26 protein-coding genes and 1 riboswitch are annotated in these 25,202 nt (G+C 40.9%); of the genes, 14 read left to right on the forward strand and 12 right to left on the reverse strand.

Annotation, left to right across the window (positions count from 1 at the left end; genetic code table 11):
• Window positions 1–129: 129 nt before the first annotated feature.
• The 3 genes from CSV69_RS16950 to CSV69_RS14900 all read right to left on the reverse strand — a co-directional run bounded on the left by CSV69_RS16950 (window position 130) and on the right by CSV69_RS14900 (window position 1,978).
• The gene (locus CSV69_RS16950; protein ID WP_158232694.1) at window positions 130–267 is read right to left on the reverse strand and encodes a hypothetical protein; all 138 of its coding nucleotides are present in this window, start codon (window positions 265–267) and stop codon (window positions 130–132) included.
• The gene (locus CSV69_RS14895; protein ID WP_143560841.1) at window positions 242–916 is read right to left on the reverse strand and encodes a MerR family transcriptional regulator; all 675 of its coding nucleotides are present in this window, start codon (window positions 914–916) and stop codon (window positions 242–244) included. Before CSV69_RS14895 ends, CSV69_RS16950 begins: the two co-directional genes overlap by 26 nt.
• A 222-nt stretch (window positions 917–1,138) precedes the next feature.
• Entirely contained in the window at window positions 1,139–1,978 is an 840-nt protein-coding gene (locus tag CSV69_RS14900) for a conserved phage C-terminal domain-containing protein (RefSeq protein WP_099693829.1), read from the reverse strand.
• A 217-nt stretch (window positions 1,979–2,195) separates the two neighbouring features.
• Here CSV69_RS14900 and CSV69_RS14905 point away from each other — a divergent pair, with 217 nt between their 5' ends.
• Window positions 2,196–3,455, forward strand: a complete 1,260-nt coding sequence (locus CSV69_RS14905; protein ID WP_099693830.1) for a cytochrome P450 — start codon at window positions 2,196–2,198, stop codon at window positions 3,453–3,455.
• A gap of 71 nt (window positions 3,456–3,526) precedes the next feature.
• On the opposite strand, the gene mgtE is transcribed toward CSV69_RS14905, so the two are convergent.
• Window positions 3,527–4,888: a magnesium transporter gene (gene mgtE, locus CSV69_RS14910; protein WP_099693831.1), complete on the reverse strand. Its 1,362-nt coding sequence runs from the start codon at window positions 4,886–4,888 to the stop codon at window positions 3,527–3,529.
• A 171-nt stretch (window positions 4,889–5,059) separates the two neighbouring features.
• A riboswitch (M-box (ykoK) riboswitch) is annotated at window positions 5,060–5,225 on the reverse strand.
• A 182-nt stretch (window positions 5,226–5,407) separates the two neighbouring features.
• Window positions 5,408–6,247 carry a polysaccharide deacetylase family protein gene (locus CSV69_RS14920; RefSeq protein ID WP_255396887.1) on the reverse strand — a complete coding sequence of 280 codons (840 nt, stop codon included), beginning with the start codon at window positions 6,245–6,247 and terminating at the stop codon, window positions 5,408–5,410.
• A gap of 302 nt (window positions 6,248–6,549) precedes the next feature.
• Between CSV69_RS14920 and CSV69_RS14925 the strand changes: the two genes are divergently transcribed.
• The 4 genes from CSV69_RS14925 (at window position 6,550) to CSV69_RS14940 (ending at window position 10,565) form a co-directional block, all read left to right on the forward strand.
• Entirely contained in the window at window positions 6,550–6,825 is a 276-nt protein-coding gene (locus CSV69_RS14925; RefSeq protein WP_099693834.1) for a hypothetical protein, read from the forward strand.
• A 190-nt stretch (window positions 6,826–7,015) separates the two neighbouring features.
• Entirely contained in the window at window positions 7,016–8,269 is a 1,254-nt protein-coding gene (locus CSV69_RS14930; RefSeq protein ID WP_099693835.1) for an erythromycin esterase family protein, read from the forward strand.
• 279 nt (window positions 8,270–8,548) lie between these two features.
• On the forward strand, window positions 8,549–9,643 hold the full coding sequence (locus tag CSV69_RS14935; RefSeq protein WP_099693836.1) for an S-layer homology domain-containing protein: 1,095 nt from the start codon (window positions 8,549–8,551) through the stop codon (window positions 9,641–9,643).
• 208 nt (window positions 9,644–9,851) lie between these two features.
• On the forward strand, window positions 9,852–10,565 hold the full coding sequence (locus CSV69_RS14940) for an FG-GAP-like repeat-containing protein (protein ID WP_099693843.1): 714 nt from the start codon (window positions 9,852–9,854) through the stop codon (window positions 10,563–10,565).
• A gap of 84 nt (window positions 10,566–10,649) precedes the next feature.
• Here CSV69_RS14940 and CSV69_RS14945 read toward each other — a convergent pair whose 3' ends face one another.
• From CSV69_RS14945 to CSV69_RS14960, 4 genes are all read right to left on the reverse strand, one after another.
• The gene (locus CSV69_RS14945) at window positions 10,650–11,540 is read right to left on the reverse strand and encodes a glycine betaine ABC transporter substrate-binding protein (RefSeq protein ID WP_099625848.1); all 891 of its coding nucleotides are present in this window, start codon (window positions 11,538–11,540) and stop codon (window positions 10,650–10,652) included.
• 1 nt (window position 11,541) lies between these two features.
• A complete protein-coding gene (locus CSV69_RS14950) occupies window positions 11,542–12,195 on the reverse strand; it encodes an ABC transporter permease (RefSeq protein ID WP_085426889.1) in 654 nt (217 codons plus the stop codon).
• The gene (locus tag CSV69_RS14955; RefSeq protein WP_085426888.1) at window positions 12,188–13,324 is read right to left on the reverse strand and encodes a betaine/proline/choline family ABC transporter ATP-binding protein; all 1,137 of its coding nucleotides are present in this window, start codon (window positions 13,322–13,324) and stop codon (window positions 12,188–12,190) included. The genes CSV69_RS14950 and CSV69_RS14955 overlap by 8 nt, the downstream gene beginning before the upstream one ends.
• A gap of 235 nt (window positions 13,325–13,559) precedes the next feature.
• Entirely contained in the window at window positions 13,560–14,630 is a 1,071-nt protein-coding gene (locus tag CSV69_RS14960; RefSeq protein WP_158232695.1) for a TDT family transporter, read from the reverse strand.
• A gap of 309 nt (window positions 14,631–14,939) precedes the next feature.
• Between CSV69_RS14960 and CSV69_RS14965 the strand changes: the two genes are divergently transcribed.
• The 3 genes from CSV69_RS14965 to CSV69_RS14975 all read left to right on the forward strand — a co-directional run bounded on the left by CSV69_RS14965 (window position 14,940) and on the right by CSV69_RS14975 (window position 17,189).
• Window positions 14,940–15,203, forward strand: coding sequence for a hypothetical protein (locus tag CSV69_RS14965; protein WP_085426886.1), 264 nt, complete (start codon window positions 14,940–14,942; stop codon window positions 15,201–15,203).
• A 171-nt stretch (window positions 15,204–15,374) separates the two neighbouring features.
• Window positions 15,375–16,298, forward strand: coding sequence for a S66 peptidase family protein (locus tag CSV69_RS14970; protein ID WP_099693838.1), 924 nt, complete (start codon window positions 15,375–15,377; stop codon window positions 16,296–16,298).
• Between the two features lie 228 nt (window positions 16,299–16,526).
• Window positions 16,527–17,189: a hypothetical protein gene (locus CSV69_RS14975; protein WP_099693839.1), complete on the forward strand. Its 663-nt coding sequence runs from the start codon at window positions 16,527–16,529 to the stop codon at window positions 17,187–17,189.
• Window positions 17,190–17,293: 104 nt separating this feature from the next.
• On the opposite strand, the gene CSV69_RS14980 is transcribed toward CSV69_RS14975, so the two are convergent.
• Window positions 17,294–18,067 (reverse strand): SDR family NAD(P)-dependent oxidoreductase, encoded by a 774-nt coding sequence (locus tag CSV69_RS14980; protein ID WP_085426883.1) that lies wholly within the window; start codon window positions 18,065–18,067, stop codon window positions 17,294–17,296.
• Window positions 18,068–18,309: 242 nt separating this feature from the next.
• Between CSV69_RS14980 and CSV69_RS14985 the strand changes: the two genes are divergently transcribed.
• The 5 genes from CSV69_RS14985 (at window position 18,310) to CSV69_RS15010 (ending at window position 22,759) form a co-directional block, all read left to right on the forward strand.
• The gene (locus CSV69_RS14985; RefSeq protein ID WP_099625853.1) at window positions 18,310–18,951 is read left to right on the forward strand and encodes a metal-dependent hydrolase; all 642 of its coding nucleotides are present in this window, start codon (window positions 18,310–18,312) and stop codon (window positions 18,949–18,951) included.
• 73 nt (window positions 18,952–19,024) lie between these two features.
• Complete coding sequence (locus tag CSV69_RS14990) at window positions 19,025–20,506, forward strand: phytoene desaturase family protein (protein ID WP_099693840.1); 1,482 nt, start codon at window positions 19,025–19,027, stop codon at window positions 20,504–20,506.
• Between the two features lie 72 nt (window positions 20,507–20,578).
• Window positions 20,579–21,151: a hypothetical protein gene (locus CSV69_RS14995; protein WP_099625855.1), complete on the forward strand. Its 573-nt coding sequence runs from the start codon at window positions 20,579–20,581 to the stop codon at window positions 21,149–21,151.
• A 469-nt stretch (window positions 21,152–21,620) separates the two neighbouring features.
• Complete coding sequence (locus CSV69_RS15005; RefSeq protein WP_085426878.1) at window positions 21,621–22,040, forward strand: hypothetical protein; 420 nt, start codon at window positions 21,621–21,623, stop codon at window positions 22,038–22,040.
• Between the two features lie 242 nt (window positions 22,041–22,282).
• A complete protein-coding gene (locus CSV69_RS15010; protein WP_099625871.1) occupies window positions 22,283–22,759 on the forward strand; it encodes a glycosyl-4,4'-diaponeurosporenoate acyltransferase CrtO family protein in 477 nt (158 codons plus the stop codon).
• A gap of 204 nt (window positions 22,760–22,963) precedes the next feature.
• Here the strand turns inward: CSV69_RS15010 and gloA are convergent, their stop codons facing one another.
• Window positions 22,964–23,344, reverse strand: coding sequence for a lactoylglutathione lyase (gene gloA, locus CSV69_RS15015; protein WP_085426876.1), 381 nt, complete (start codon window positions 23,342–23,344; stop codon window positions 22,964–22,966).
• A gap of 88 nt (window positions 23,345–23,432) precedes the next feature.
• Entirely contained in the window at window positions 23,433–24,134 is a 702-nt protein-coding gene (gene gloB, locus CSV69_RS15020) for a hydroxyacylglutathione hydrolase (RefSeq protein WP_099693841.1), read from the reverse strand.
• Window positions 24,135–24,381: 247 nt separating this feature from the next.
• On the opposite strand from gloB, the gene CSV69_RS15025 reads away from it, so the two are divergent.
• Complete coding sequence (locus tag CSV69_RS15025; protein WP_099693842.1) at window positions 24,382–25,173, forward strand: sensor histidine kinase; 792 nt, start codon at window positions 24,382–24,384, stop codon at window positions 25,171–25,173.
• Window positions 25,174–25,202: the final 29 nt, after the last annotated feature.

Genomic DNA, 25,202 nt, shown 5'->3' on the forward strand with positions numbered 1-25,202 from the left:
GTATGCTTCTTTCTCTTTTCTTTTCAAATAAATACCTCCCAAAATGTGTTCTATGGGAGGAGTATCTCACGAATCTTCTTCTATTAATATGTGTTCACTATTTGACGCTTACTTGACAAGAAAGTTTTGTTAAGTCGGAAAATATAATAGTTTTCGAACAGCACCCGGTTTCGAGGGTAGACCATTAGCGCCGTCGCGGATTTCCGTGATTTCATCAAATTCATTTTCAAGCAATGTATAGTTAGTCTTTGGAATTCCTGTTGACATTTAACGCATCGAACTTTCTAATGAAATATGACCAAGCAGCAGCATCAGTTTGTTCTTCGGATGATAAGTCATCCATAGAACCCAATGTACTCTCGAAATCTCCCCCGTACTTTCCTTCATAAAGAGCTATCTGTTCAACCAAGAATAAACGTTCATTCGAATCATAAAGGTTTTCTTCTTGTTCTTCTTCCCATTCTTTCACAATATTATCAACAGTGTACATTTTACCTGTTCTAGATTTCCACAAAGTATTTGCGCTGATTCGTGCTTGTGAGTTTTTCTCAGTTCTTTCAACGCCCACGAATCGACCTTCTTTAATCCAATTATTGATAGTAGTAATCGATACTCCGAAATATTTTGCAATTTGCCCCGTAGTATAAGCAGGGGCAAAATTTGTGTCCTCTGCAGCAATCTCTGCCATTTCCTCTAATATTTTTGAGAGACACTTTTCCATTTCCTCTGTGTTGCCAAGGATTGAATCATTCAACTTACTAAATTGAAAGTTGTTTATGTTAGTTTTTTCTAAGTAATTAACCATTACTTTAAAGAATAATAAACTATCATCCTCATTTTCGAAAAGACGTTTAGTTAATTCAGGTGTTCTTTTAACAAATTCTTTTTTTTCGAACATCGTCAACATGATCATCACCTCTTCACCTCCTATTATAAACAAACTGAAACTAAACTACAAGTAACTAAAACTGAAGTTCATGTTAATTATTGTATTCAATTAAATATTTTTTATACCTGTTCGAAAAGTAGTAGCATGCGCCTGGGAGAATTCAAATAATTACGTATTGAGATGAAAATGTGTAGAGGCCTGGTACCTTTACGAGATATCTTTATGAAACACTTCATCCTACTTCATTTCTCAAACTCCCAACATCAACCCCTCACCCCTATCAAAATCAAGAATGGGTGAACTGTATCTCTCTCTTTCCGGCTTCTTGTCTACAACCAGTTCATTGACATAGTTTTCAAAGTTCGTTGCGTTAAACAACGTAGAGGGTCTAAGGAATGCTTTGAATTCTTGAAGGTTCAACCACTGCTTGGCCTTTAAGTCGATGACACGGATGAAGTCTTCCTCTGTGTAGCCTTCTTTGATCCGTCCGTTGATGAATTTACGGGTAGCAGCGGACTCGGCTTTAAAGTGTTTTCCGGTTTTGTCGTTCAGGTACTGTATCACAGAATGTGCGACGTCGAGATTCATCTCGACAATGGTTTTATTTTTTACATTCTTAAGTTCTTTGGTTATAGGCCGTCCCATAGTGGGATACTCCCTCGTACCACTGTGGGTTTGCACAGCGTCTAATTGTGAGTTGATTGCCGTCTCATGTTGAGATAGTGGGGCGTCCTCTTTTGGGTTGGTCGTTGTTTCATTTGGTGCATAGGAAAATGGCAGCTTTTCATAATCAATTCGATACCATTTCGTGTTGTCGATTTTCATCCTATTGTGTTTGGAAGTAGAGATCAGATATCCCTTTTGTTCCAAGTCGTACGTAATCCGTTTAATCGTGTTTAACGACCAAAACGGAAATTCTTCCATCCAGTCGTCGTATGTATTAAACACCCATTTATGACCATCACGTACGTTTTTTGAAATGTTCAATCGGTAGTGAAGTTGTTGCAAGAATAGCGCAGCGTTCAGTCCAACTTTCATTGCGAGTGAAGGCAATAATGGAATCGGATCTTCGTTAATTAATAATTTCATCTGGTAGTCCCCCTAGAGTCAAACGATGTAGGAGTACTTATTTAGTACTCCTCATACTTCATATAGAGAGTTATCTAGAAAAGGATACACGTTTTATAAAAAAGGGTAGTAGGACATAAGGACTTATGATGTTTATTAAACAGCACAACAGGCAATAGAGCAGTAAGACATCAAAGTACTGAACGATCAATTGGAATATAAACAGGAGTGGAAGAACATGAAACCAGTACCCGAGACAAAAGTAAAATTAACTGATGTGAAAGATTTGATGAATAAAGGATACAATCTGTTGCAAGAGCTACGCGAAGAGGTGGATGCGCCGGTTGTAAAAGCTCAATTTCTCACTAAAGAAATAACTGCTATTTACGGGGAGGAGGCGGCCCGTAAATTTTATGATCCGGAAAACTTCAAACGAGAAGGGGCCTTGCCGAAACCGGTCTTGAAAACGTTATTCGGTGAAGGTGGGGTGCAAACGCTAGACGGTGAAGAACACCATCATCGCAAGAACTATTTCATGGATTTGATGTCCCCGGATAGAATGGAAGCGTACCACGAACTATTAGCGAAAAATGTTTCTGAGGAGTTAGCCAAACAGCACGGTGAATTTGAGTTATTTGACCTTGCCAATAAAGTGTTGTTTAACACCATCTCGGAATGGTCGGGAATCAATTTGGAGCAATATGATTCGAAGACGTTGGAGAAACTTGCGAGAAATCAAATTTCCATGATCAGTGGCGCAGTGACGTCTCCTATAGACCACATAAAAGGAATCAAGGATCGTAATGAATCCGAAAAGTGGGCGCAGGATCTCATAGAAGAAGCACGAAAGCACCCCGTACCAGGAAAAGAACATCTTGCGCTATATGCATTTGCACACGCGACGGATCTTGAAGGAGAATTGTTACCTGCGGAAGTAGCAGCGGTTGAATTATTAAATATCATCCGTCCGACTGTCGCATTGACGGTTTGGGTAGCATTGATGGGGCATGCACTCTTTGCTGAAAGAAATGTGTATGACGAGGTAAAGAGTAATTTCAGTGAATTGCAAGATTCATTCATTCAAGAAATGCGCCGTTACTATCCATTTTTCCCAATGCTACCGGCGATCGCTGTGAGTGATGTAGAAATCGATGGGTATGTAATTCCGAAAGATAGCTTTGTAGTATTGGATCTGTATGGCAGTAACCACGATGAGCGTACAATCGCTTCTCCGGAACAATTCGACGTTAAACGATATGTAGGAAAAGCGAAAGATATTTCTTATGAAGAAGAATATGAAATGATTGCACAAGGTGGCGGGAAGTTCAGAGAAATGCACCGCTGTGCGGGAGAATGGATTACACTTCATAGTCTGCGTGTCTTTTCTGATCAGTTAGTCAATCAATACGAATTCACTGTACCCGAGCAAGATTGGACGATTCCAATGAATCAGTTCCCAACGTATCCGAACAGCAAAGCACTGCTTTTTAAAGAGTAAATCGTCTATCGAATAGGAATTAGTCACATGCAAAAAGAGTCTCTCTACTTATGTAGACAGACTCTTTTTACTTACAAATATTCAATTAATGTTGTGGCAATCGAGAAATAGATCAGTAAGCCGATAATATCATTTAACGTCGTGATGAACGGACCGGAAGCGATAGCTGGATCGAATTTCAATTTATTGATGATCAATGGAACGATTGCGCCAATAACTGCCGAAATACCTAACGTCAATAAAATGGAAAAGCCGACAATGAGACCAAGCGCTAAATTACTATAGAAAATATACACTAGCCCTGTAATGACGACCATACAAATCAGCCCAATTAAGAAACCGGTCTTTAATTCACGTCTCACCATCTTGAACGCACTGTTCTTTTCAATTGTGCCTAACGCCAGACCGCGGACGGATATCGCTAGCGATTGTGTTCCAACGTTCCCCGCAGAGTCCATAATCATTGGAATGAACACAGCAAGCAACACGACTGACTCCAATGTCTCTTCAAATCGTCCGATTACGCCACCTGTGATTAAACCAAAAAACATCAGGCTTATAATCCATGGAGAACGCTTTTTGGCAGCTGCGAATGAAGTTAAGTTTATATCGGTTGCGCCTTTAGTAGCTGTTAATTCACCAAAGTCTTCTGTCGTTTCTGCTTCTAAAATGTCCATAATATCATCGACAGTAATAATACCTAGCAAATGATTTTCTGTAGTGACGACAGGAACCGCTAGGAAGTCGTACTTTTTGATGAGTTTCCCTACATCCTCTTGGTCCATTTGATCTGGAACCGATACGACGCGTGTATTCATAATATCTACAATCATTTCTTCAGGATTTGCGACGAGCAAGTTGCGCAATGAAACAACTCCGATTAGCTTGCCATGTTCGTCGACTACATATAAATAGTAGATAATTTCAGCGTCCGAGGCAATGACTCGTAATGTATTGAGAACATCCGTCACGTTGTCAGTAGATGAAATGCCTACAAACTCCTTCGTCATTACAGCTCCAGCAGTTTCTGGTTCATATGATAGAAGGCTTTTAATTTTTTCGGCTTTGCCAGGTTCCATATTGTCGATTATGGAATTCGGCAACTCATTATTGAGCTTTGTTAAAAATGTTACGATGTCATCCGTAAACATATTGTTGAGCATTTCGGAAGCATATTTGTCATTTAGCTCTTGAAAAACTTCTTTTTGCTTATGAAATTTTAAAAGGCCAAAGATAACCGCCATTTCACGTGGGGATACATACACGTAGACGCGGTGACGTTCGTCTTCTTGCAACGTCATGAAGATGTCCGATTGATCGGATGGATGCAACTGTAAAAACATTTCTCGAAACTCTACGATATTTTCTTCTTTCAACTCGTTGATCGCACTAGTCATGTATTGTTCGCGTGTCTTTTTGCTTAACTTCATCATATACGACGCTCCTTAGATTCGTTCTCTCGTAAAGTAAGGCTTACACCAGCATAATAAGAAATTGGTATTTTAATTTTAAGTGAAGCATAAAAAACACCTTCAAAAAGAGAAGGTGTTTTGTCATAAGCAATACGAAAAAAGTTCTTTGAAAAGAACTGTAAATAGCCAAACAAATATCCTCCAGTCGTGGAGCTTTAGCACTGTATGGCATAGGAGTGAATCCAGCTACGTTAGAAATTACCTTAACTCGATAATTCCTGTTGACCCATTGGCGTCTTTGGACGTTTCTGGGCAGCAGCGTTTCTCCATACAGGAGCCTTACCTAACGAGGAGTATCTTGCAATTCATTACAGATACTATAGGAGGGCATGTAGTTTGTCAAACGATGCTAGGGCTATGATCTCTTCTGAAAATGAGGTGCAGGTCCCTACACAATACGATTCCTGCCTTTGGAGTACAAAAAAACTCTCCCAACCGGCTATGTGCGGTCAAAAGAGTTTTATGTTTTTCGCAGACATCTCATTCCCCATCCCATGCTGCTCCGTTCACACGTTTTTCACTCATCAGTTCACTGACAGTCCCCAGACGAAAACCTTTCTCTGTGATTTGTGTAATCATATCTTCTATTCCTTCAGCTACAGGTTTAGTCGGGTGCATTAAAACCATCGAGCCGTTCTCCACTTGAGATACGACCCTGTTCACCATTTCATTAGTTGCCGGCTTTTTCCAGTCGACTGTATCCACGGTCCATAAAACCGTATGCATTCCTAGCTGGCTTGCGGTTTCAACCGTTTGCTGATTAAAACTGCCGCTTGGCGGACCGAACCACTTGGGCGATGTAATCCCGAGTGTTTTAATGATGACCTCATTGGTCTTTTTTAACTCTTCCATTGTTTCAGCTTTTGATTTCTGCTGTAAATCGGGATGGCTGTATGCGTGGTTTCCAATTTCATGCCCTTCACTATGAATCAATTTAGCTAAATCAGGATTTTTACTTACCCAGCTGCCGTCGAAGAAGAAGGTAGCTTTTATTTTATGCTTCTTGAGTGCATCCAAAATTTCAGGAATGTATTCATTACCCCAGGCAACATTAATTAAAAAAGCCACCATCGGTTTATCGGGATTTCCTTTGAAAATGGGGTGGGGGCCAAGATCTTTCAAATGAACAGTGGGGGAAGTTTCTTTGTACACGATTTTTGATTGATCCAATGTACCAGTCTTTTTCATTTTCTTGTAACTGGCTTTCAGATCCACTTCCAGTCCATTGTAGCCGGGGATGGCTTTCCAGACTCTGTCGACCTTTGCATCAACCGCGGGGATATGATGCGCCTTGCTGAATGATTCCAATTCTGTCGTCAGTCTGTCTTTGCTATTTTTAGATGCGGAGGCCGTGCTTACTACATCCGTATCTGCTCCCCAATGATTGGTGAAAAGAACTAGGTAAAGTATTCCTATACAAGCAATGAAAGAAATAAGCCAGAAACGTTTCAGTTTATATCACCTCATCTCTAGTCCGTAGTGTTTCCTGTACCTAAATAAATATACTTGATTTTAGGTGCAAAGTGCGCGCACAATTCAAATCCTCTTGCGTATACTTCCGCTATAAATTGCAATACTAAGCTTATAATTATCATGGGTTTTCCATGTAGGAGGCGAAGAATTTGGGAAAGGAATTTGGCCAGAGTTGGAAAAAACAACACCCAGGCACATTCTTTGGGAATTCGGTTGAGAAGGCAGAACGTGCAGTGAAACAAGCGATGTCTCATCCAGAAGAGATGGCTATCGAGCATGCGTTTACTGCAATTGAGCGCGCGGAAAATGCGTATGTGAATGTGGAGCAATATGACAATGAGTTAGATACCATTCAGCAACATAAGAGTCAGTTGGATTTGATCAAGCAGCAATTGAATGATGCTCGAATGAAAAAAGGCGAGTAATCCATCATGGATCTTAGTTATCTCATTACTTTATAAGTCGTGATCAGTACATTTCTTGCTTGATAGTAGTGACAGGTTGTTAGATGTACACGTCGCTGAATTTATATTGGTACTGCAATCCGAAAAAAACTCCCATCGGATTTGAGGAGTGAGATAGTGTGGCGGTCACTATCATGAAGGAGGTTTTTTCATGTCCAGAAAATTAGTAACCTCTATTAAAGAGCAGGCGATCCCGCTGGATGACCCTACTGCATTTGACCGACTTTTGAGAGATGTGGGGGATGCACAGATTGTGATGATCGGTGAGGCGACACATGGAACTTCTGAATTTTATCGACTGCGCGCCGAGTTTTCCAAACGACTCATAGAGGAAAAGGGTTTCGCTGCCATTGCTGTGGAAGGCGACTGGCCATCCGTACAGTTAATAAACAGCTATGTCAAAGGCTACAATGATCAACCACCCTTTAACGAGTTGCTGTCGCGTTCATTCAGCAGGTGGCCGGCATGGATGTGGGCGAATGAAGAAATTGAAGCATTTGTCACGTGGCTGGCCAATGAAAACAGGCAACGTGGTTCAGATTCTACAGTCGGCATGTACGGCATCGACCTGTACAGTTTATACGATTCCATCGATGAAGTCATGAACTTCCTGGAAAGCCATTCATCCTACGGTGCCGATTTGGAACTTGCAAAGAAAGCGTTCTCCTGTTTTGAACCGTATAATCGGATGCCCGAACACTATGCCTTGTCTACTGCTCACTTCACGGATGAATGCATAACGGAGGTTACGAGCCTGCTGGAATCCATCCGAACCAATGAAGAGCATTATCCCCGCACAAATGAGCAAGACTTGAACTTGACAATGAACGCTTTGGTTGCGAAAAATGCGGAAGCCTATTACCGGGCGATGCTTCAGGATGATGCACTGTCATGGAATATTCGCGACACCCATATGGCAGAGGCAATTAAGGAAGTACACAATTATTACGGCAAAGACGCCAAAATTATTGTGTGGGAACATAACACCCATATCGGTGACGCATCGGCGACTTCGATGACAGACCATGGACTGACAAACGTCGGTCAGCTGATCCGTGAGCAGTATGGTAGGGGAAATACGTACGCGATTGGTTTCGGCACATATGAAGGAACGGTCATTGCAGGAAGCAGTTGGGGAGAGACACCGGAAGAAATGGTCGTACCGCCTGCCCGGTTTAATACATGGGAAGGCCAACTGCACGCAGCGGGCGCACAGGACAAAATGCTGTTGTTCGATGATCAGAACAGAAAGCTGTTTGATGAATGGATCGGTCACCGCGCAATCGGTGTGGTCTACAATCCCGAGTTTGAAGCCCACGGCAATTTCGTCCCTTCCCGCATCAGCGAACGCTACGACGCCTTCCTATATATCGACCGCACGACTGCGTTGAGGCCGTTAAGCTGATAATACTGCTCATAGAAAAAACGGTCCCTGTATGAAGGACAAACATAAATATTAAAATAATCATAAGACTTTCATGCACAGATACCTATATAATGCGAAAAAACAGCGCACCTCATCTACACAAGAGGCTGCGCTGTTTCCATTTTAAAGTACCATGCCCCAACACAAATAGGAAACTATTCTGAATGGATCTGACGTCCTGATTATTTTTCATATGAACCTTGCGATATTCATACATATAAAGGGTGTGCCAAAAAATGAATTTACGGAGGACATCTATTGTTGAAAAAATGGATTGTGGTATGTGTGATTTTTCTAATGGCTGTAACGGGAACGATGCAAAATGTCCAAGCTGCAAGTTTTAAAGACATGAATAAGAAAACGTCGTCGCTGTATGTGGAAGTAAACTACTTGGCGGATCACGGAATTATAAGCGGTTATCCGGATGGTAAATTTAAGCCGAATGAGCCGATCGCAAAGAAGCATATTGCCGCAATGCTTGTTCAGGCACTGGATCTGCCGATGACGAATTTGAAAGATCCTAACTATAAGGACATACCCAAATCTCATCCCTATTATAATGAAATAGCGGCTGCGTATACTGCGGGTCTGTTTTCAAATGCGGCCACTTTCAAACCGGAATCCAGTATTTCTCGCGCATTTATGGCGAGGTTGATGAGTAAAGCATTTAATTTGAAGGTGCATAAACAGGGAGAAGAAAGTCCGCGGTACAGTGACGTGACTCCCAACTCTGAGTTTCACATCGATATTTTGAGAGTGTCGTCCAACAATATTGCTACTGGATATCCTGACGATACGTTCAAACCGAATCAGCTCATTACACGTGCGCATTTTTCAGCATTTCTAGCCCGCGCACTTACAACTAGCGCGATGAATATTATGCCGGATCCGAATTATACCTATTACTATACAGATGGATCCAGTAACTATCGTTATGAATATGACAGAAAAGAAGAAAACGGTTTAGCTTATTGGCGTATAGACAATGAAACGAAACATGAAAAGATTCCTCGTCTAGGCTATATGCAAAATTCTTGGTCCTACGCAGAAGCTTACGATGATTGGTTCCATTATGATCAATATATTCCGTTCCCCTTTGTTGTAACTCAAATCCACAGTGAAAACGATATCGGTCCCGTCAGCTACGGAAATAGTTGGATTACAAAAACGAATGCCGTGAAGACGGTTCGTACGATAGAGTACCGTGACGTGTTGGTAATTGAGAACTATACGCCATGGGACAATAAAACAGTGTTCGAATACTACGCAAAAGATATTGGATTGATTCAACGGGTAGACAGTTCGGGGAAAGAGTTATATGGATTAGTGAAACGTGTGAAAAAATCTAAGTAAATATACAAGGTCTCGGAACAATTCTTCGTTGTTTCGGGACTTTTTGAATTTACAGTAGGTACTAGTTCCAGATACAACTATGTATGTGGAAGTGGATATTTATTCATTAGAAGAAAATCAACTGACTTTATCGGCATATTATACAATGAACAACGATTACATTTGAAGAGGAGAGATTGAAGTTAACGGGAAACCTACATTGTTGGATATGAAAATGGGAGATGTAAACGGAGATGGTATGTTGGACACCGTGTATTTATATGGTCAATTCAATGGGCCACCAGGTATCTATGCTGAAAACATTACGCTTGTGATTCATGATGGACGGTCAACTAAAAGTACAACCGTTCATTTGAAAAATAACGCGGGCTATAACGCGCGCTTGTTTCTTGGCGATTTTAACAAAGATGGTGTCCCTGATATTATGGTAAGTATGGATACGGGCGGCAGTGGAGGATATCGTATTTTTTATATCTATTCCTTTAGAAATGACAGGTTACAGGAATTGTTCAACAGTGATCACTACGATGAAAAGTATGAATTCGAAGCACATTATGAGGACTATTATAAAGTGCGTGTGGAAAGTTCACGGCTTAACGTTTTATTCATCATAGATATAGGCGACAAAGGCTTTGATTATTTATCTCAGTTTTATAATGATAATGGAATATTAAAAAATCCAGTTCAAGGCGGAGTGCTTGGAATAGGAGCCTTAAATCCAATTAATACAACAAACACAAACAATTATTTTGATTTATTAGCCTGGCAACGTATTATTGGGCCAACAAATTCGGATACATTAGGATATGTTGAAAATCTATTGACGTGGCAAGATGTCGAATTTATTTCAAGTCGACTGACTGTGTCTGTATATGGTGTGAATATGGTGCCAAGTCTTAACGCAAGTCAAAAGCAATTCTGAATTGAACTGAAGTTGTGTGTACCTAACACCACCTACAAAAAAACAGCGCACCCTCATCTACAAAAGAGGGTGCGCTGTTTCTATTTATTTCTCTTCAATTAACCCACTCTCCACCAAGTATTCCTTGGCGACGAGTTCAACCATAATTCCATCATTATCGACTTTTCCATTCATCACTTGCATCGTTTCTTCATCGATTTGACCTTCGAGAAGACCGAGTATTTCTTCGAGTTCTGGGTATTCTTTAAGTGTTTCGTCCCGTACTAACGGCAGTGCATGGTAGGGCGGGAAGTACGCTTTGTCGTCTTCTAGCACGCGTAGATTCGCAATCGCTAGCTGTCCATCTGTCGTGTAGGAGTTGATGACATCTACTTCATTTGCGCCAATCGCACGATACATCATACCGTGATCCATCCCTTTGACGTCTTTAAATTCGATGTCATATTCTTTTTCGAAACCAGGTAATCCGTCTGGTCGATCAATAAATTCAAATACGGCGCCGAGAGTGAAGTCCTTGGATACCTTAGCGAAATCACTAAATGTCACAAGGCCTAGCTCTTCCGCTTTCTCTTCATCAAGTGCTAGTGTATACGTGTTATTGAATCCGAACGTACCGAGTGCGGTAATGTTGTCACCGGCGACGAGTCGTTTGGTCGAAGCTAGTGTTTCTTCAGCTGTTCCAGGCTCTTCTTGATAATACGTCACGACAATAGTTCCTGTGTAGTCAGGGATGACGTCGATGTGGTCATTAGTCATCGCGTTCCAGACAACGGAAGAGCCACCTAAGTTTTCTTTGTAAATAATATCTACACCTAAGCGATCTTCAATTAATTGTCCCATGATATTAGATAAAATAATACTTTCCGTATTATTTCGAGAACCGAGTCTAAGTGAATCTTTTTCATTGAAAATACAGCCTGAAAGTAGGCTAGCCAGTAAGGTCGTGACAAGCAACAGTGTCAGTTTGTTTTTCAAGTCATCTCAATCCTTTCGGCGTCGTCCAACGTTCAACCGCGCTAAAGAACGTTTCAAGGGCAATCGCAAGGATCGCTGCTGGAATGGCCCCAAGTAAAATCAATCCGTCAATTCCACGTGTAATACCGAGGAAAATGAAGTCACCAAGTCCACCTGCTCCGATGAATGCTGCAAGTGTCGCGTTTCCGACGTTAATAACCGCAGCTGTTCGAATTCCGGCCATAATAATAGGAATGGCAAGCGGTAATTCTACTTTAAACAAAATTTGCATGTTGGTCATACCCATACCTCTGGCCGCTTCGATTGTGGCGGGATCAACGTCTTTAATGCCTGTATAAGTGTTTCGCATAATAGGCAGTAAAGAGTAAAGGAATAACGCAGCAATAGCTGTTTTAACGCCAATTCCGAAAATGGGAATCATAAAGCCAAGCACAGCTAAACTAGGTATGGTTTGCATAATGCCTGCCGCACCAAGTACCCCAGTTTTTAGTTTAGGTACACGTGTAATAAGAATACCGAGCGTTACCGCAATGACTACAGCGAGGATCATGGAGAAGAATACGAGTTGAATATGGATGGAAGTTGCTTCGAGCACTTCCGGCCATCGTAGTTTGGTTTGTTCCACAAGTTGTTGCCATATATTTAAATCATTCATCTAAATCTGCCCCCTTATCTGTCCATTGACTAGACATCGCAGAGAGCAAGGAGCCGCGGTTTACAAGACCTACCAATATATGCTGTTCATTGACAATTGGAATCATGCCGAACGGGGAAGTGTCCATCATAATAATGGCATCTTTCGCCGTTGCTGTATCCAATAAAAAAGGTACTGCGGGTTTCATTACGTCATCAATGGTTTTGATGCTATCCAAATTTTTAATTAAATCGTAAGCGGAGACGATGCCAAGTAGTTTCTTATGATCATCTACAACGAGAAGATCCGTAATTTTACGTTGACGTATTAGAGAAATGGCTCGTTCTGGAGAAGTAGTAGAACGTGTAGTGACGACCTTTTCTGCCATGATTTCCGTAACCGGCATCAGTTCAGGGTTTTGGATAATACGATGTTTCCCCATAAATTCTTCTACAAAGCCGTGAGCGGGTTCATGTAGTAATTTCTCTGGCGTGTCTAACTGAAGTAAATTGCCGTCTTTCATAATGGCAATACGATCGCCCATCTTTAGCGCTTCGTCCATGTCGTGTGTAACAAAGACAATAGTCTTCTTTAACTTTTTATGTAACTTCAGTAATTCTTCTTGCAATTGCTCCCGTGTAATGGGGTCCAGTGCACTGAACGGTTCATCCATTAAAATCACATCTGGATTCGCTGCAAGCGCTCTCGCAATTCCGACACGTTGTTGCTGTCCACCTGATAATTCTTTTGGATACCGTGTAGCATAGATTTCCGGATCCAGTCCGACTAATTCAAGTAGTTCGAGTACACGTGCTTTAATTTCTTTTTCATCCCAGTTTTTAAGTTGCGGTACAATAGAAATGTTTTTTTCGATTGTATAATGAGGGAAAAGACCGATTTGCTGAATGACATAACCGATATTTCTGCGGAGATCAGCGGCATTGTAAGATTTGATATCTTTGCCGTTGATAGAAATTTTCCCACTTGTGTGTGGAATAATCCGATTAATCATTTTCATCGTAGTAGACTTACCTGAACCACTGGGTCCTATGAGAACTAGTAATTCACCTTCAGCAATCTCGAAGTTGACAGATTTCACAGCTTGAAATCCACCATCGTACACTTTTGTAACATTTTCAAACTTTAGCATAAGTACCTCCTGTGTGTTATTAAAGGGAAATCCTTATAACTATTCGGTTTTGAAATAAGGAATTAAAAAAATAGACGTGGCTTCTTAATAAATTAAGAAAGTCGTCTGAATTAATACCTTAACATATTAGTTAAGTTTATACAAGAACAGATTGAATACCAGTCCGAAACACCGCCCAAAAATCGTTCGAAATTGAACTAGAGTCGTGTACGGATCTGGTATCGTTTACAGTCATTCAATCAATCGCTCCTGTTCTTTCCGACCGTAGTTGACGATAAATCTGCATGCTCATCAACGCAACTTCCGCGATAATTAAAAGAACAATCACAACCGGCAAGAAGAGTTGCAGCAACTGTGCTAACACATCGATCCATTCATGCTGGCCCGCAGGAATTCGTTCCGTAAAGAAAAGGAACATGCCGAATGTGAAAACCCGAGCCCATTGCGTCGGTGAATAGACAAAGATGCCATGATGCCAGCCGAGTTTCCGAATACGTTGAAAAGCCCACAGAATCTCAAGTAGTTCAATAACCAAGAAGAAAACGAATGAAAGAATCCAAACGATGTATAGGAGGGAGAAGGCTGCAGGATGGGAGAATGTCAAAGCCACGCCTGTAATGGATATAGCGCCGTGTAAAATGCAATTCGTATTAATCCAGTTGACTGTTAAGTCGTTAGTCGAAGCATTTACATAACGAAACACGATCAGCAAAAAGTTTAGTATGTAAAACAGTGAACCAATAATGAGCAGAGTAGTAGCGGGAACTGTCCAATTCTCACCAGTGAAAACATGGTAGCCAGAAATCACAATGGATTGTGTGGACACGCACGTCAGCAGCAATCCGCCATGAATTTGATCTATATACTTTTTCAGGTTGGTGAAAATGAGACTATAATTTCTTATAACGAGTCCAATATAAATAAACCAAAATGTGAGATTAATGTAAAAGAGAATGTTCATTGAATTGGAGATGTTTTGATCGGACAGTAAAATAAGTATGATTGAAACAGAGGCAATCCAAGTGCCGATTGAAAAACTCGATATCGGGTCTTGTACATGAAGCAAATAAAAATCTTTCTGAAATACATCGAATACGTAATGAATCAGTATCCAAAAAGCGCCCGCAATAATTACATAAAATACGGTGCTGTTTACGTGCGGAAAATATACGAATCCGACGCTTTTCAGTGCTATGCCCATCGACATAAGCGGAGCGCCGGCTACTGTGGAAATCACTGGCTTATGTCCAAGGCGTCTAACGGTGATCGCCAGAATAAGAACCGTAAAAAATAAAAATATAAACATCATTGTATCCCTCTATTTTGACTTTCTTTTTATTGCATAAATCATATCATAATTAATTGTCGCCAGTAACGGTGAGTACTATACAGTATAGAACAGAAGGGAATTCTAATTACTAGATTCTTCAATGTGGAGGAAATTACAGCCAAATATATAGTGTTTTTTTGATGTCGTTGCGCTATTCCATTCAGTTATTAAACTTCCCCTTTGATTTCATCGGTTAATACGTATAAAATATACTTCTGTGCTTCTTTACAGTACGCAAGAAGTATGTATGATTAGTAATAATAAAAGTTTTAGTGGAGGGTCTTTATGAATTATAGAATTAGTAACAAACAGGTATTTGAGCAAGCCCAGTTGCGATCCGTTTCAGACGTACAATTGACTGAAGATGAACTTCAAAATGGGATGAAGTTAGCGACGGCTAAGGAAGACGCTACGTTGATGCTGTATTTGATAGAGGTAGACGGTCAAAAGAAGTTTGAAGTTCGTTGGGATGATTCGCACGAGCAATTCACTGGCTGGTATTCAGCATGGGAAAATTTCACTTGGTGTCTAGATATCGCAGGTAAGTAATTTCAATATTACTTGGTTGCAAAGCTATTCATTCATATATTCTAATTCATAGACTCCGCTAGTTTTATACAAACTGGCGGAGTTTTCGCGTCCCAAAAAAGATCCGCGGACATATGCTACTACAATAGAATAGGTTTGTGCTACTTACTAGGGGAGAGGGGTTACTGATTGATGGCTACGAAACCGCAGCAATTAAAAAGAGGTGACACGGTAGGGATTGTAACGCTTGGAAGTCCGCTCGCAGCAAATCGTATTACGGAAGGGATTCGAATGTTGCAAAGTATGGGCTATAAAGTCGTGGTGGGTGAACATGTGTATTCAGCTGACGGCTTTCTTGCCGCGACTCCTCAGCAAAGGGCTTCGGATTTAATGAAGATGTTTACAAATCCAGCAGTGAAATGGATTTTACCTACGCGAGGTGGCGTCGGCGTGGCGAGTATTTTACCGTTCCTTGACTTTAACGTAATAAAACAAAACCCTAAAATTGTTTCGGGATATAGTGACATTACGATATTATTGAATGCATTGTTTGAATATGGCGATCTTATCGGTTTACAAAGTTTATTGTTGTTAGACTTCAATTCGCGAACTCCAGCATATAATTTCAATCAATTTTTCGCAGCAACATCGACTATCACGGCGCCCTGGCCCATTGTCAATCCACCTGAAGTTCCGCTGATCGGAGTAGTGCCAGGAAATGTTACAGGCCCGCTTGTCGGTGGGAATCTCACGTCATTTATAGGCACGTTAGGTACGTCCTATGAAATCAATACGGAAGGCAGAATTCTTTTATTAGAAGAGACGCATGAACCGATCAATACGGTGTACCGATACTTAAGCCATTTGAAGTTGGCAGGGAAATTTGAGGATTGTGTAGGAATTATTATGGGACAATGTACGAACTGTGAAACGGCATACGGAAAGAGCTATGTAGATTTGATCAATGAATTTTTAGTGCCACTTGGTAAACCTTTACTGACCAACCTAGCCACCGCACATAGCCATTACAAAGCGGCCGTACCTATTGGTGCCAAAGTGAATATGAATACCGTCAATCGAACGTTGACGGTGATGGAACCGATCGTGAGGTTGTAAGAGGTAGTGGATCCAGTAAAAATTCGTAACACATTACCGCACATTGCAGTTGCTGAAATATTTCACAGTTACACTCAGACCGGCTAACTTTCTTAAAGTTTCAATTATTGTTATGATAAGTATAGATTCTGCGCGATGTTCTCTAATTCCAATGAAACGCTTTGTGGTGATTAGATGATATAAAAGGGCAATAGCCAGCAGAAAATACTTAACAAGGTGTGACATCTATTGAATTTATTAAATGTTAGAAAAGGCCAGTTTGTTTACTATCAAAACAAACTGCATCAAGTCTATTCTGTGAAAGCTTTCTTTAAGCAGTCGGTTCACCTTATTCGTCTCGAAGATTATGAACAGCAGTTGGCGACGGCTAAGGAAATTACATTGTATAGACCACAGCATATGGATAGTTTTATTGTGAATCATAAACGATATACTTTGCATAAAGATGAGAAAGCAAAAGTGGGGGACTATATTTTAATTATTAACCCACAGCCGGATTCATTTGACCATTATCATCTTCATGCGATGGAGATCGTCTCGTCAATTGAATCGAATGGCGTAATCAGCAACCAGTCAAACGGGATCAAGCATAACGAATATTGGACGATGATCCCAGGGCTTGAAGAAGGCGCGAACATTATTGATCTCGAAAACCCAGACGCTGATTATATAAATGAACAAAAACTAATCAAGAAGGAAGTCCACACACCGGAAACGTATATACCTAAAATCGGAGACATCTATCAATGCAACAGCAGTAAACCCATTCTACAGACGATGGTATTAGCGATCGAAGGAGATACCGTTTATTTAGGCGGAAACGTTGAATTGCAGATGGATGAGTTGACTGATTTAACTTCTTGGAGTTATGTACACAATATCTTGAATTAATCATGTATAGAGCTGTTTGAAATACTTTGGCTTGTAAGATATCAGAAAAATGGATTAGGCATTATGCCTGATCCATTTTTTGTGTTTTTAAATGTTTCCATTCATTACGACTGCATTTTACCGGCAGTATAGCCGCCATCTACCGCAAGTGTGACGCCGCTGATTGATCTGGCGAGGTCTGAGCATAGGAAGACTACCGCGTTTGCTTGATCTTCTGCAGTGGACATTCTTCCAGCTGGAAGTGATGCAAGTACTGCTTCGTATTGCTCGGGAGATGTTTTGGCCCAGCCTTCGATAGCAGGGGTAATTGTAGCACCTGGAGCGATCGAGTTGATCGTGATGCCTTGTTGACCGTATTCCAACGCAACGGATTTAGTTAAGCCGGCAATGGCGTGTTTGGATGCAGTGTAGGGTGTCATGTTTGGTGAACCTTCAAGACCTGCACCGGATGCCGTGTTGACAATTGCACCGCCACCCGTTTTTAGCATAGCGTTTACTTCATGCTTAATGCAGTAGAATGTGCCGTACAGATTGACTTTGAGTGTAAGATCCCAGTCTTTTGAATCCAATTCACCGATCGGTTTTTGACCTTTGTTAATGCCTGCATTATTCAGTGCGAAGTCTAACTGGCCGAACGTTTCAACTGTTTTATCTACTAGTGCGATGACTTGCTCTTCATTACTTACATCACATGCTATGAAGGCTGCTTCGCCACCAAGGTCTTTGATCATTTGTACCGTTTCTTGTCCAGCCTCTTCACTTACATCAGAGACCATAACTTTTGCGCCTGCTTTTGCTAATGCAAGTGCAGATGCTCTACCGATACCCGAACCTGATCCTGTAACCAATCCTGCTTTTCCTGCCATCATTCCTGTCATACTAAACACTCCTTTATATACATGTAATTATTATCTACAGGCTCAATATACGCCCACATTTACGTTAAATCAACCGTTTAGTTTAATATCTAACTATGTAAATTTACAATCTATCTTTCACAAGAAGTTTCTACAACACATAAACTTTTCCCTTTCGCATGAGAATCCATTATACTAAAAAAGACGGAACGAATATACGTTCTTGATTCGACCGTACACTATACAACTAGAGAGGTTTACATATGAAAGGCACTTCACATTTATTGATCGGTACAACCGTCGGGGCGATTGCGGGTTATGCTGCTCAGCCAGATATTAAGACCGCATTGATTGGTGCGGCAGTAGGGGGGATATCTGGCGTTGTGCCAGATCTTGACACGAATGGGCTCGCGAGCAATAGTATTACACTAAGTAAAAAAGTAAGTAAATGGATGATGGAGACTGCGGGGATCGTGATTTTATTGACGCTTTGTTATCAAGTCATTACACAAGGGCTTAGCCAAGATATTTATGTGTATGGCGGTATTGGGCTTCTGTTGCTCATTGTTTCACGCATCATCACACAACGGCGAATGCTGACGATCACAGGAATTCTCGTCATGCTTCTCGGTTTCGTACTGGATCAGTCAACAGGCATTTTACTCGCGGGAAGCTATATTATTATTGCTTCCTTCATACCGCATCGATCGTATACACATTCCATTCTCGGCATTGTGTTCTATGGGTATATTTTGCAACATCTGCATGCAGAGTGGCCGATCGAAGGACTAGTCGCTGCGGGGCTTGCCGGTTATATTAGTCATCTCATCGCGGACTTAAAGATCCTTCCTGTTAACAAGCGTGGCGTCAAATGGTTCTTGCCGTTATGGAAAAAAGAATTTTGAGATGATTGCTTGCCTTTAGTCTTTTCAATCTAGTACATAAACATATACCGGACAAAGAAAGAAGGAGATCGCTTTGACTAAAACCGTTTGTATCATTGGAGCAGGTATCGGAGGGCTGATGGCAGGCGCTTTGTTAGCAAAAGAAGGCTACGCGGTCACTGTTTTGGAAAAAGCGACAAAAGTAGGTGGATCAGCGGGGGCGTATGTACGAAACAAGCATACATTTCCTACTGGTGCGACGATTGCTTTCGGTTTGGAAGAACACGGTTTGCTTGATACGTTATTCAATGAACTCGATATGAATATTCCATACACATTGCTCGATCACCCAATGGATGTTGTGCTAGAAGACCGCAGAATATCATTGTACAGGGACAGAACCGCGTGGAAAGAAGAGCTCGGCCAAGTCTTTCATGAAAGAAAACGAGATGTCTTGGCTTTCTGGAATAGAGTAGAGCAAATTAGCGCAGGGGTATTTGATGTGACGGCTACCGGTGTTTCTTTACCCATTCAGCATATGTATGATCTCGGGAAACTACCTGGCCATGCTGTATTCCATGCGGGCAGTATGTTGCGATTGGCACGCTATGCGACACGCACGGTGGAAGATTTGCTGCGTATATATAAGCTAGATACATATGAACCGCTACGGCAATTTCTTGACGCGCAACTGCTTGATGCGGCACAAACGGATTGCACAAAAGCCGCTTTATTACCCTCGAGTCTTGCGCTGACGATCTATGGAAGAGGCAGCTTTTATGTTGATAAGGGCATGTCGCAGTTAAGTGAGGCACTGGCGGAGCGGATTATTGAACTAGGTGGCGAAGTGGTCAAAGCGTCCGCGGTGAATGAATTGTTTTATAAAGACAAGAAGTGGCATGTGAAGAGTAGGAAGCGTTCAGGTACGTATGATCTTGTCATCAACAATTCAGGTATATCGTTTGGTCCACGGACGAGTCATTCGGAATCGAATCAGTTTTCCTGGGGTGCTTTCCGAATCGATGCGCTTCTGAACGGAACTTTCTGGCAACAGGAGCTAGATGGCAGACAACTTCCTTTCGCACTCCAAATCGTACCTGATAAAGCCCAGTCTGTATTATATTCGGACGGACATGGACCCGTATACGTAACTTTCCAGCCAGCTTACGATAAACGTAACAAACGGATCGAAGATGAAGTGATGATGACGTGCTCGATACATGCGGACACAGAACAGTGGGGATTATTGTCTACAGGCGAGTATAAACAATTGAAGGAAGCCATAACGAAAGCAATGTTCACAGAAATCCAAAAAGTTCTTCCTATTGAAGATTATTTGATTTATTCGGAAGCGGGAACGCCCGAAACTTATAAGACCTACATCGGGAAGACGAGCGTAGGTGGGTTTCCATTGACGGTACGAAACGCGATACTTAAGCCGAAGAGTGTGCGTTCAGCGTTGCCGCAGTTTTATATTGCGGGCGAGCAGTCGTTCCCGGGTCCCGGTACTTTGTCTTCCGCGCTAAGTGGTTCACATATTGCGCGAGCCATTTTGAAGGAATGGCCCATAACGTAATCTATAAAAACAATAGAAGTGACCGATATAATAACAGAATAGTCAAACTGAAATTATAGAGGAGGAAATTAAATGAAGATTACACCAAACCTATCTACTTTTAAAATGCCTCAAACACAAAAGCCAGCTCCTGAAAAAGAAGAAGCTACAAAGAAGAATGAATCGACAAACAATAAACCGGTCGATCAGTATATACCCTCAACAAACTTCAAAAATGCGGGGTATGACAAGCCGATGACAAAAATTGACGGACCGACGATTGAACGGCTGAAGGCGGAAAGCGAGAAAGCGTATGAGAATTTACAAAACTTGGTGCGCGAACTTCTCGAAAGACAAGGGATCACCGTGGAAGATGTACGTAGCGGCAAGAAGACCATTGTAGTGGATGAAAAAATACGGTTAGATGCGGAGAAATCCATTAGCGAAGGGGGAGAGCAAAGTCCCGAAAAAGTCAGTGATCGGATCCTAGAATTCGCCAACGCTATTTCAGGAGGAGACAAAAGTAAGTTCGATCTTCTCAAGAGTTCTATTGAGGAAGGATTTAATCAAGCGAAGCAAGCACTTGGCGGAACACTCCCTGATATTTCGCAAAAGACGTATGATCTAGTGATGGAGAAGTTGAATAATTGGAAAGAGGAAGCGTAACCCGTTCAGTTGAATGGTACAAGAGCTGAAAAAACAAGCGAGTGTAGAAAAATAAGAACAACAAATGGCATTCGAATGAACGGTGCCATTTTGACGTATAAGTAGGCTAATGGTTAAGTATTTGAACCAGATTACTGAATAGTTATCAGAAAGGTGATTGACTATGAAAATATATCTGAAAGAAAGATATAAGTCTTATATAAGTATCTCTATTGGTTTATTAATTGGATTTGTCGTTGTTACATTTCTATTTGATCAACCTGATTATACATCAGGCCTTGTCGCCATTTTATTTGGATTAATAATCGGGGAGTTACTATTTTACTCAAGATGGTCAATACGCCAAAAAAGAGAACGAAATATATAAACTTTTGGGTGCGTTTGTTATATAGGCAAATGCCCCAATACAGCAATAGGGCCAGATTCTTAAATGGAATGGTCCTTTCTTTGTTAAAAAGGAGAATGAAGAATGATATTAATTATCTACGCAGTCACTAGTTTTGTTAGCAGTTTTATATTTGTACAACTGATTTCATTAAGTTATTTTGATTCATTAAATTACTTTGAGCTAACTGATTTTCTTGCATTATGGGGATTTTTTGTATTGCCAGTCTTTTTGATTGGTGGTTTTATCGCTTTATGCGTAGATTTCTTTGTACAGGAGTTTTTTAAATCAAAAAATTACTTTATTTCTTTAATTATATTTATATTTTTGGGAATAGCTTATAACATTTATGCCTTAGGAGATTTGGTAAGAAACGGATGGGGCGAAGGAGTTATGGAATATCTAGTTTTAGGAGTTGTGGGCTCTGTTCTTTATCTTCACATTTGGCTGTTTTTGAATAAACTTGCCATAAAGACAAGAGCTAATTTACTGGGACAGTCTTAAAAATATAGAATTTTATACTTAGCAATCGGGCGCGTTTAAAGAATAAAGTTTAAAGCACTCACTTAGTTGATCGGAGTGGAAGCCGGCGACACTGGGAGGTTCACAGCCCGCCCATAGGATACGCGTCCGGCTGCAGCGCAGATCAACGGCCTCCAACCACTATCCCGCAATCGGATACGGGTTACTTAATAAATTAAGCCGAAAACTATTAAAAGGGTGAGAATTTGCCATTTACTATATATATGATAATTATTAACACTTCATTTTGGCTTATACTCAACTATGGCGTAGCGTATGGAAGTCGTTTATTGCCTAAGGGGGTCTTTCAAAGTAATTTGTTTTTCAAAGAAAAATCATTTGAAAGAAAACTATACAAGTTAATAAAAATCAACAACTGGAAAGATCAATTACCGGCAGTGAATTCTACTCTTAAACGTTTGAAAAAAGAATTAAATCCTAAATACTTGGATCAAGTGATTATGCAAACTTATTATGCTGAAATTGGGCATTTAACCATAGCTGTATTAGGTTTTCTTTCAATATTCATTAACCCTAATGAATATTTTTGGATGGCCTTTATTTGTTCTGTTGTTAATTTCCTCATTCATATCCCTTTTTGCTTAATTCAACGATACAATCGGCCGAGATTATTTAAATTGAAATCGAGAATAGAGCGCCAATCAGGCAACAGCCCTTTTTCTAATATGGGTCACTTATAACTGAACTTCTTGTACTCTCTGTAGCTGCGACTGATGTGGGTTTTAAATAAGCGAAGAGGGTTCACCACGCGCTCGGCTACATATAAATCCCTTATTAATACAGACCAAATAACACGACAAAAAAAGCCTACCCCTCATTTATCTTTTTGGTAAAAGAGTGTCGAGGGGTAGGCTTTTTACAATCATTTTGGTTTTTGGAATGTTTTAGTGCTTACGCTTTACTTCAATTCTATAGCCGTCAGGATCAGTAACGAAGAAGTAAGATGGTGCTCCACCTGCAAGTCCTTTTAACTCACCTGTTTCATAAGGAGAAGCTTTACAAATTTCATGCATTTTTTCTAAATCATCTGCGGTTACGCCTAAATGACTGAAACCATTTCCAATAACATATGGTTCTGCATCATAATTATACGTAAGTTCTATTTGTACTGACGCGCCTGGTGAATTTAGATAGATTAAATCAAATTTATGCTCTGGGAATTCTCTGCGACTGGCTACTTCAAAATCAAAGAGCTCAGTATAAAAATCTAAAGTCGCATCAATGTCTCTAACACGTAAACAAATTTCAACAAGTACTTGGTTCATCACTATCATCCTCCATGATTTTATTGACCTAATCTTATCATAGATACTATTTCAATACACTTTATGCGATTGAACAAAGTCAGTTGTCTTAGAAATTATCACGCGCGTTACGTAATTCGATAAAGTCTTCCAAAGTTTCCGCTTGCAAAAAGAGGTTAATTTCCTTCTCTCTGCCGATTGTTGACGGGAGCGTTGGCTGATCTTTAGCACGCATTTCTTGGACTTCATCCAATGAGTTGGAGATTTTTTTATTATCCGGCTGTATTTCGTATGTAAAACGTAAATTAGTTTCGGTATACTCGTGACCGGCATAAACGTTTATATCATCGTCCAAGTGCTTAAATTTCTGCAACGTTTCATATTGAGCTTCGTAATCGCCTGTAAAGACCCGACCGCATCCTGCTGAAAATAAGGCATCTCCACAAAATAGATGATTTCCCATTAAGAAACTGATGTGGCCATGCGTATGACCTCCTGATTCGTAGACTTGGAAAGTTTGGCTCAACAAGTTAAAGGAGTCCTCTTCCTTTACCACACTATTCACCAAGTCTTTCGTTTCTTCCGGTCCATAAACAAGACATTCCGGATGACTCGCGAGAATCTCTCGTACTCCGCCAGTATGATCTTCATGCATATGCGTTAAAAGAATGGCAGCCAAACGAAGCTGATTTTCTTCAAGGTAATCTAGGACAACACTCGCTTTTCCTGGATCCACCACAACTACCTCTGTTTCTTCTTGAATGCACCATATATAATTATCAGAAAAGGCTTTGATTGGATGAATATTCACGTCATGATTCCTCCTCTTTTACTGTATGTAATTTGCGGTTTGGAGAATTTTTCCCTTCCACCGACAAGTTCTAATTGATCCTGCTATCATAACATAGAGGCTTAGATAGTTGAATTCAGAGGAATGGTTTGGTCTTGGAAAGACTATTATATTAGGAATCTCCGATAGGAAATGCGCTACCCACGCCTCTCATTTTGGTATATGCTTAGTATAGAAGAAACTACTATACAAACACTCGGGTGAAAAAATGAAAAAACATAATAAGAGACCGATTAGTATGCAAGTCTGGTTGACTGCTTTGGTCGGTCTAGTGGTCTTTGTTTCTCTAGCTGTCACTGGTTTTTTAATTGGAGGCAGTGCTGCGGATCGGGCGAGGGATACACAATCGGAAAAGGCGATGAATATAGCCATCACGATAAGCCATACACAGTCGGTCATTGATGGGTTGACAGGAAAAGGGCCGATTGAGGAAATCCAGGCGTTTACGCAATCGGTTCAAGACGAAACACAGGTGGAATATATTGTCGTCATGAATACCGAACGTATCCGACAATCCCATCCGGTAGCTGAACGTATTGGTCAATATTTTGTTGGCGGTGACGAAGACTTGGCTTTTGACGGGGAGCAGTATACGTCGATGGCGACAGGGACGCTTGGGAAATCGATGAGGGCGTTCGTCCCCATTTGGTCGGAAGGTCAGATTATCGGTGTGGTTGCGGTCGGTATTATGATGGATAATGTTCGTTCCGCTGTTTTAGAAAGCGTTAATTCTAGTTTTATTGGAATTGGATTTGGTTTACTGATCGGTTTAGTGGGCGCTATTTTATTGGCGAGAAAAGTAAAGCGAACGTTATTTGGACTGGAACCGGGGGAAATTGCCCAGCAACTTCGCGAACGAGAAGCGATGCTAGAAGCGGTTCGTGACGGGATTATTGGTAAGCGTCAAAAAATGAACACGTTGTTTCATATAAAAGAAAATGCCCCAAAGAATCGATTAAAGATTCTTCGGGGCATTTTCTATTTCTTTGACTGGATATAACAATTCTTTGGTAAGGTCTTCGACCAAGG

It is taken from the genome of Sporosarcina sp. P26b (assembly GCF_002743245.1).
In the GTDB taxonomy this organism is placed as follows: Bacteria; Bacillota; Bacilli; order Bacillales_A; family Planococcaceae; genus Sporosarcina; species Sporosarcina ureae_C.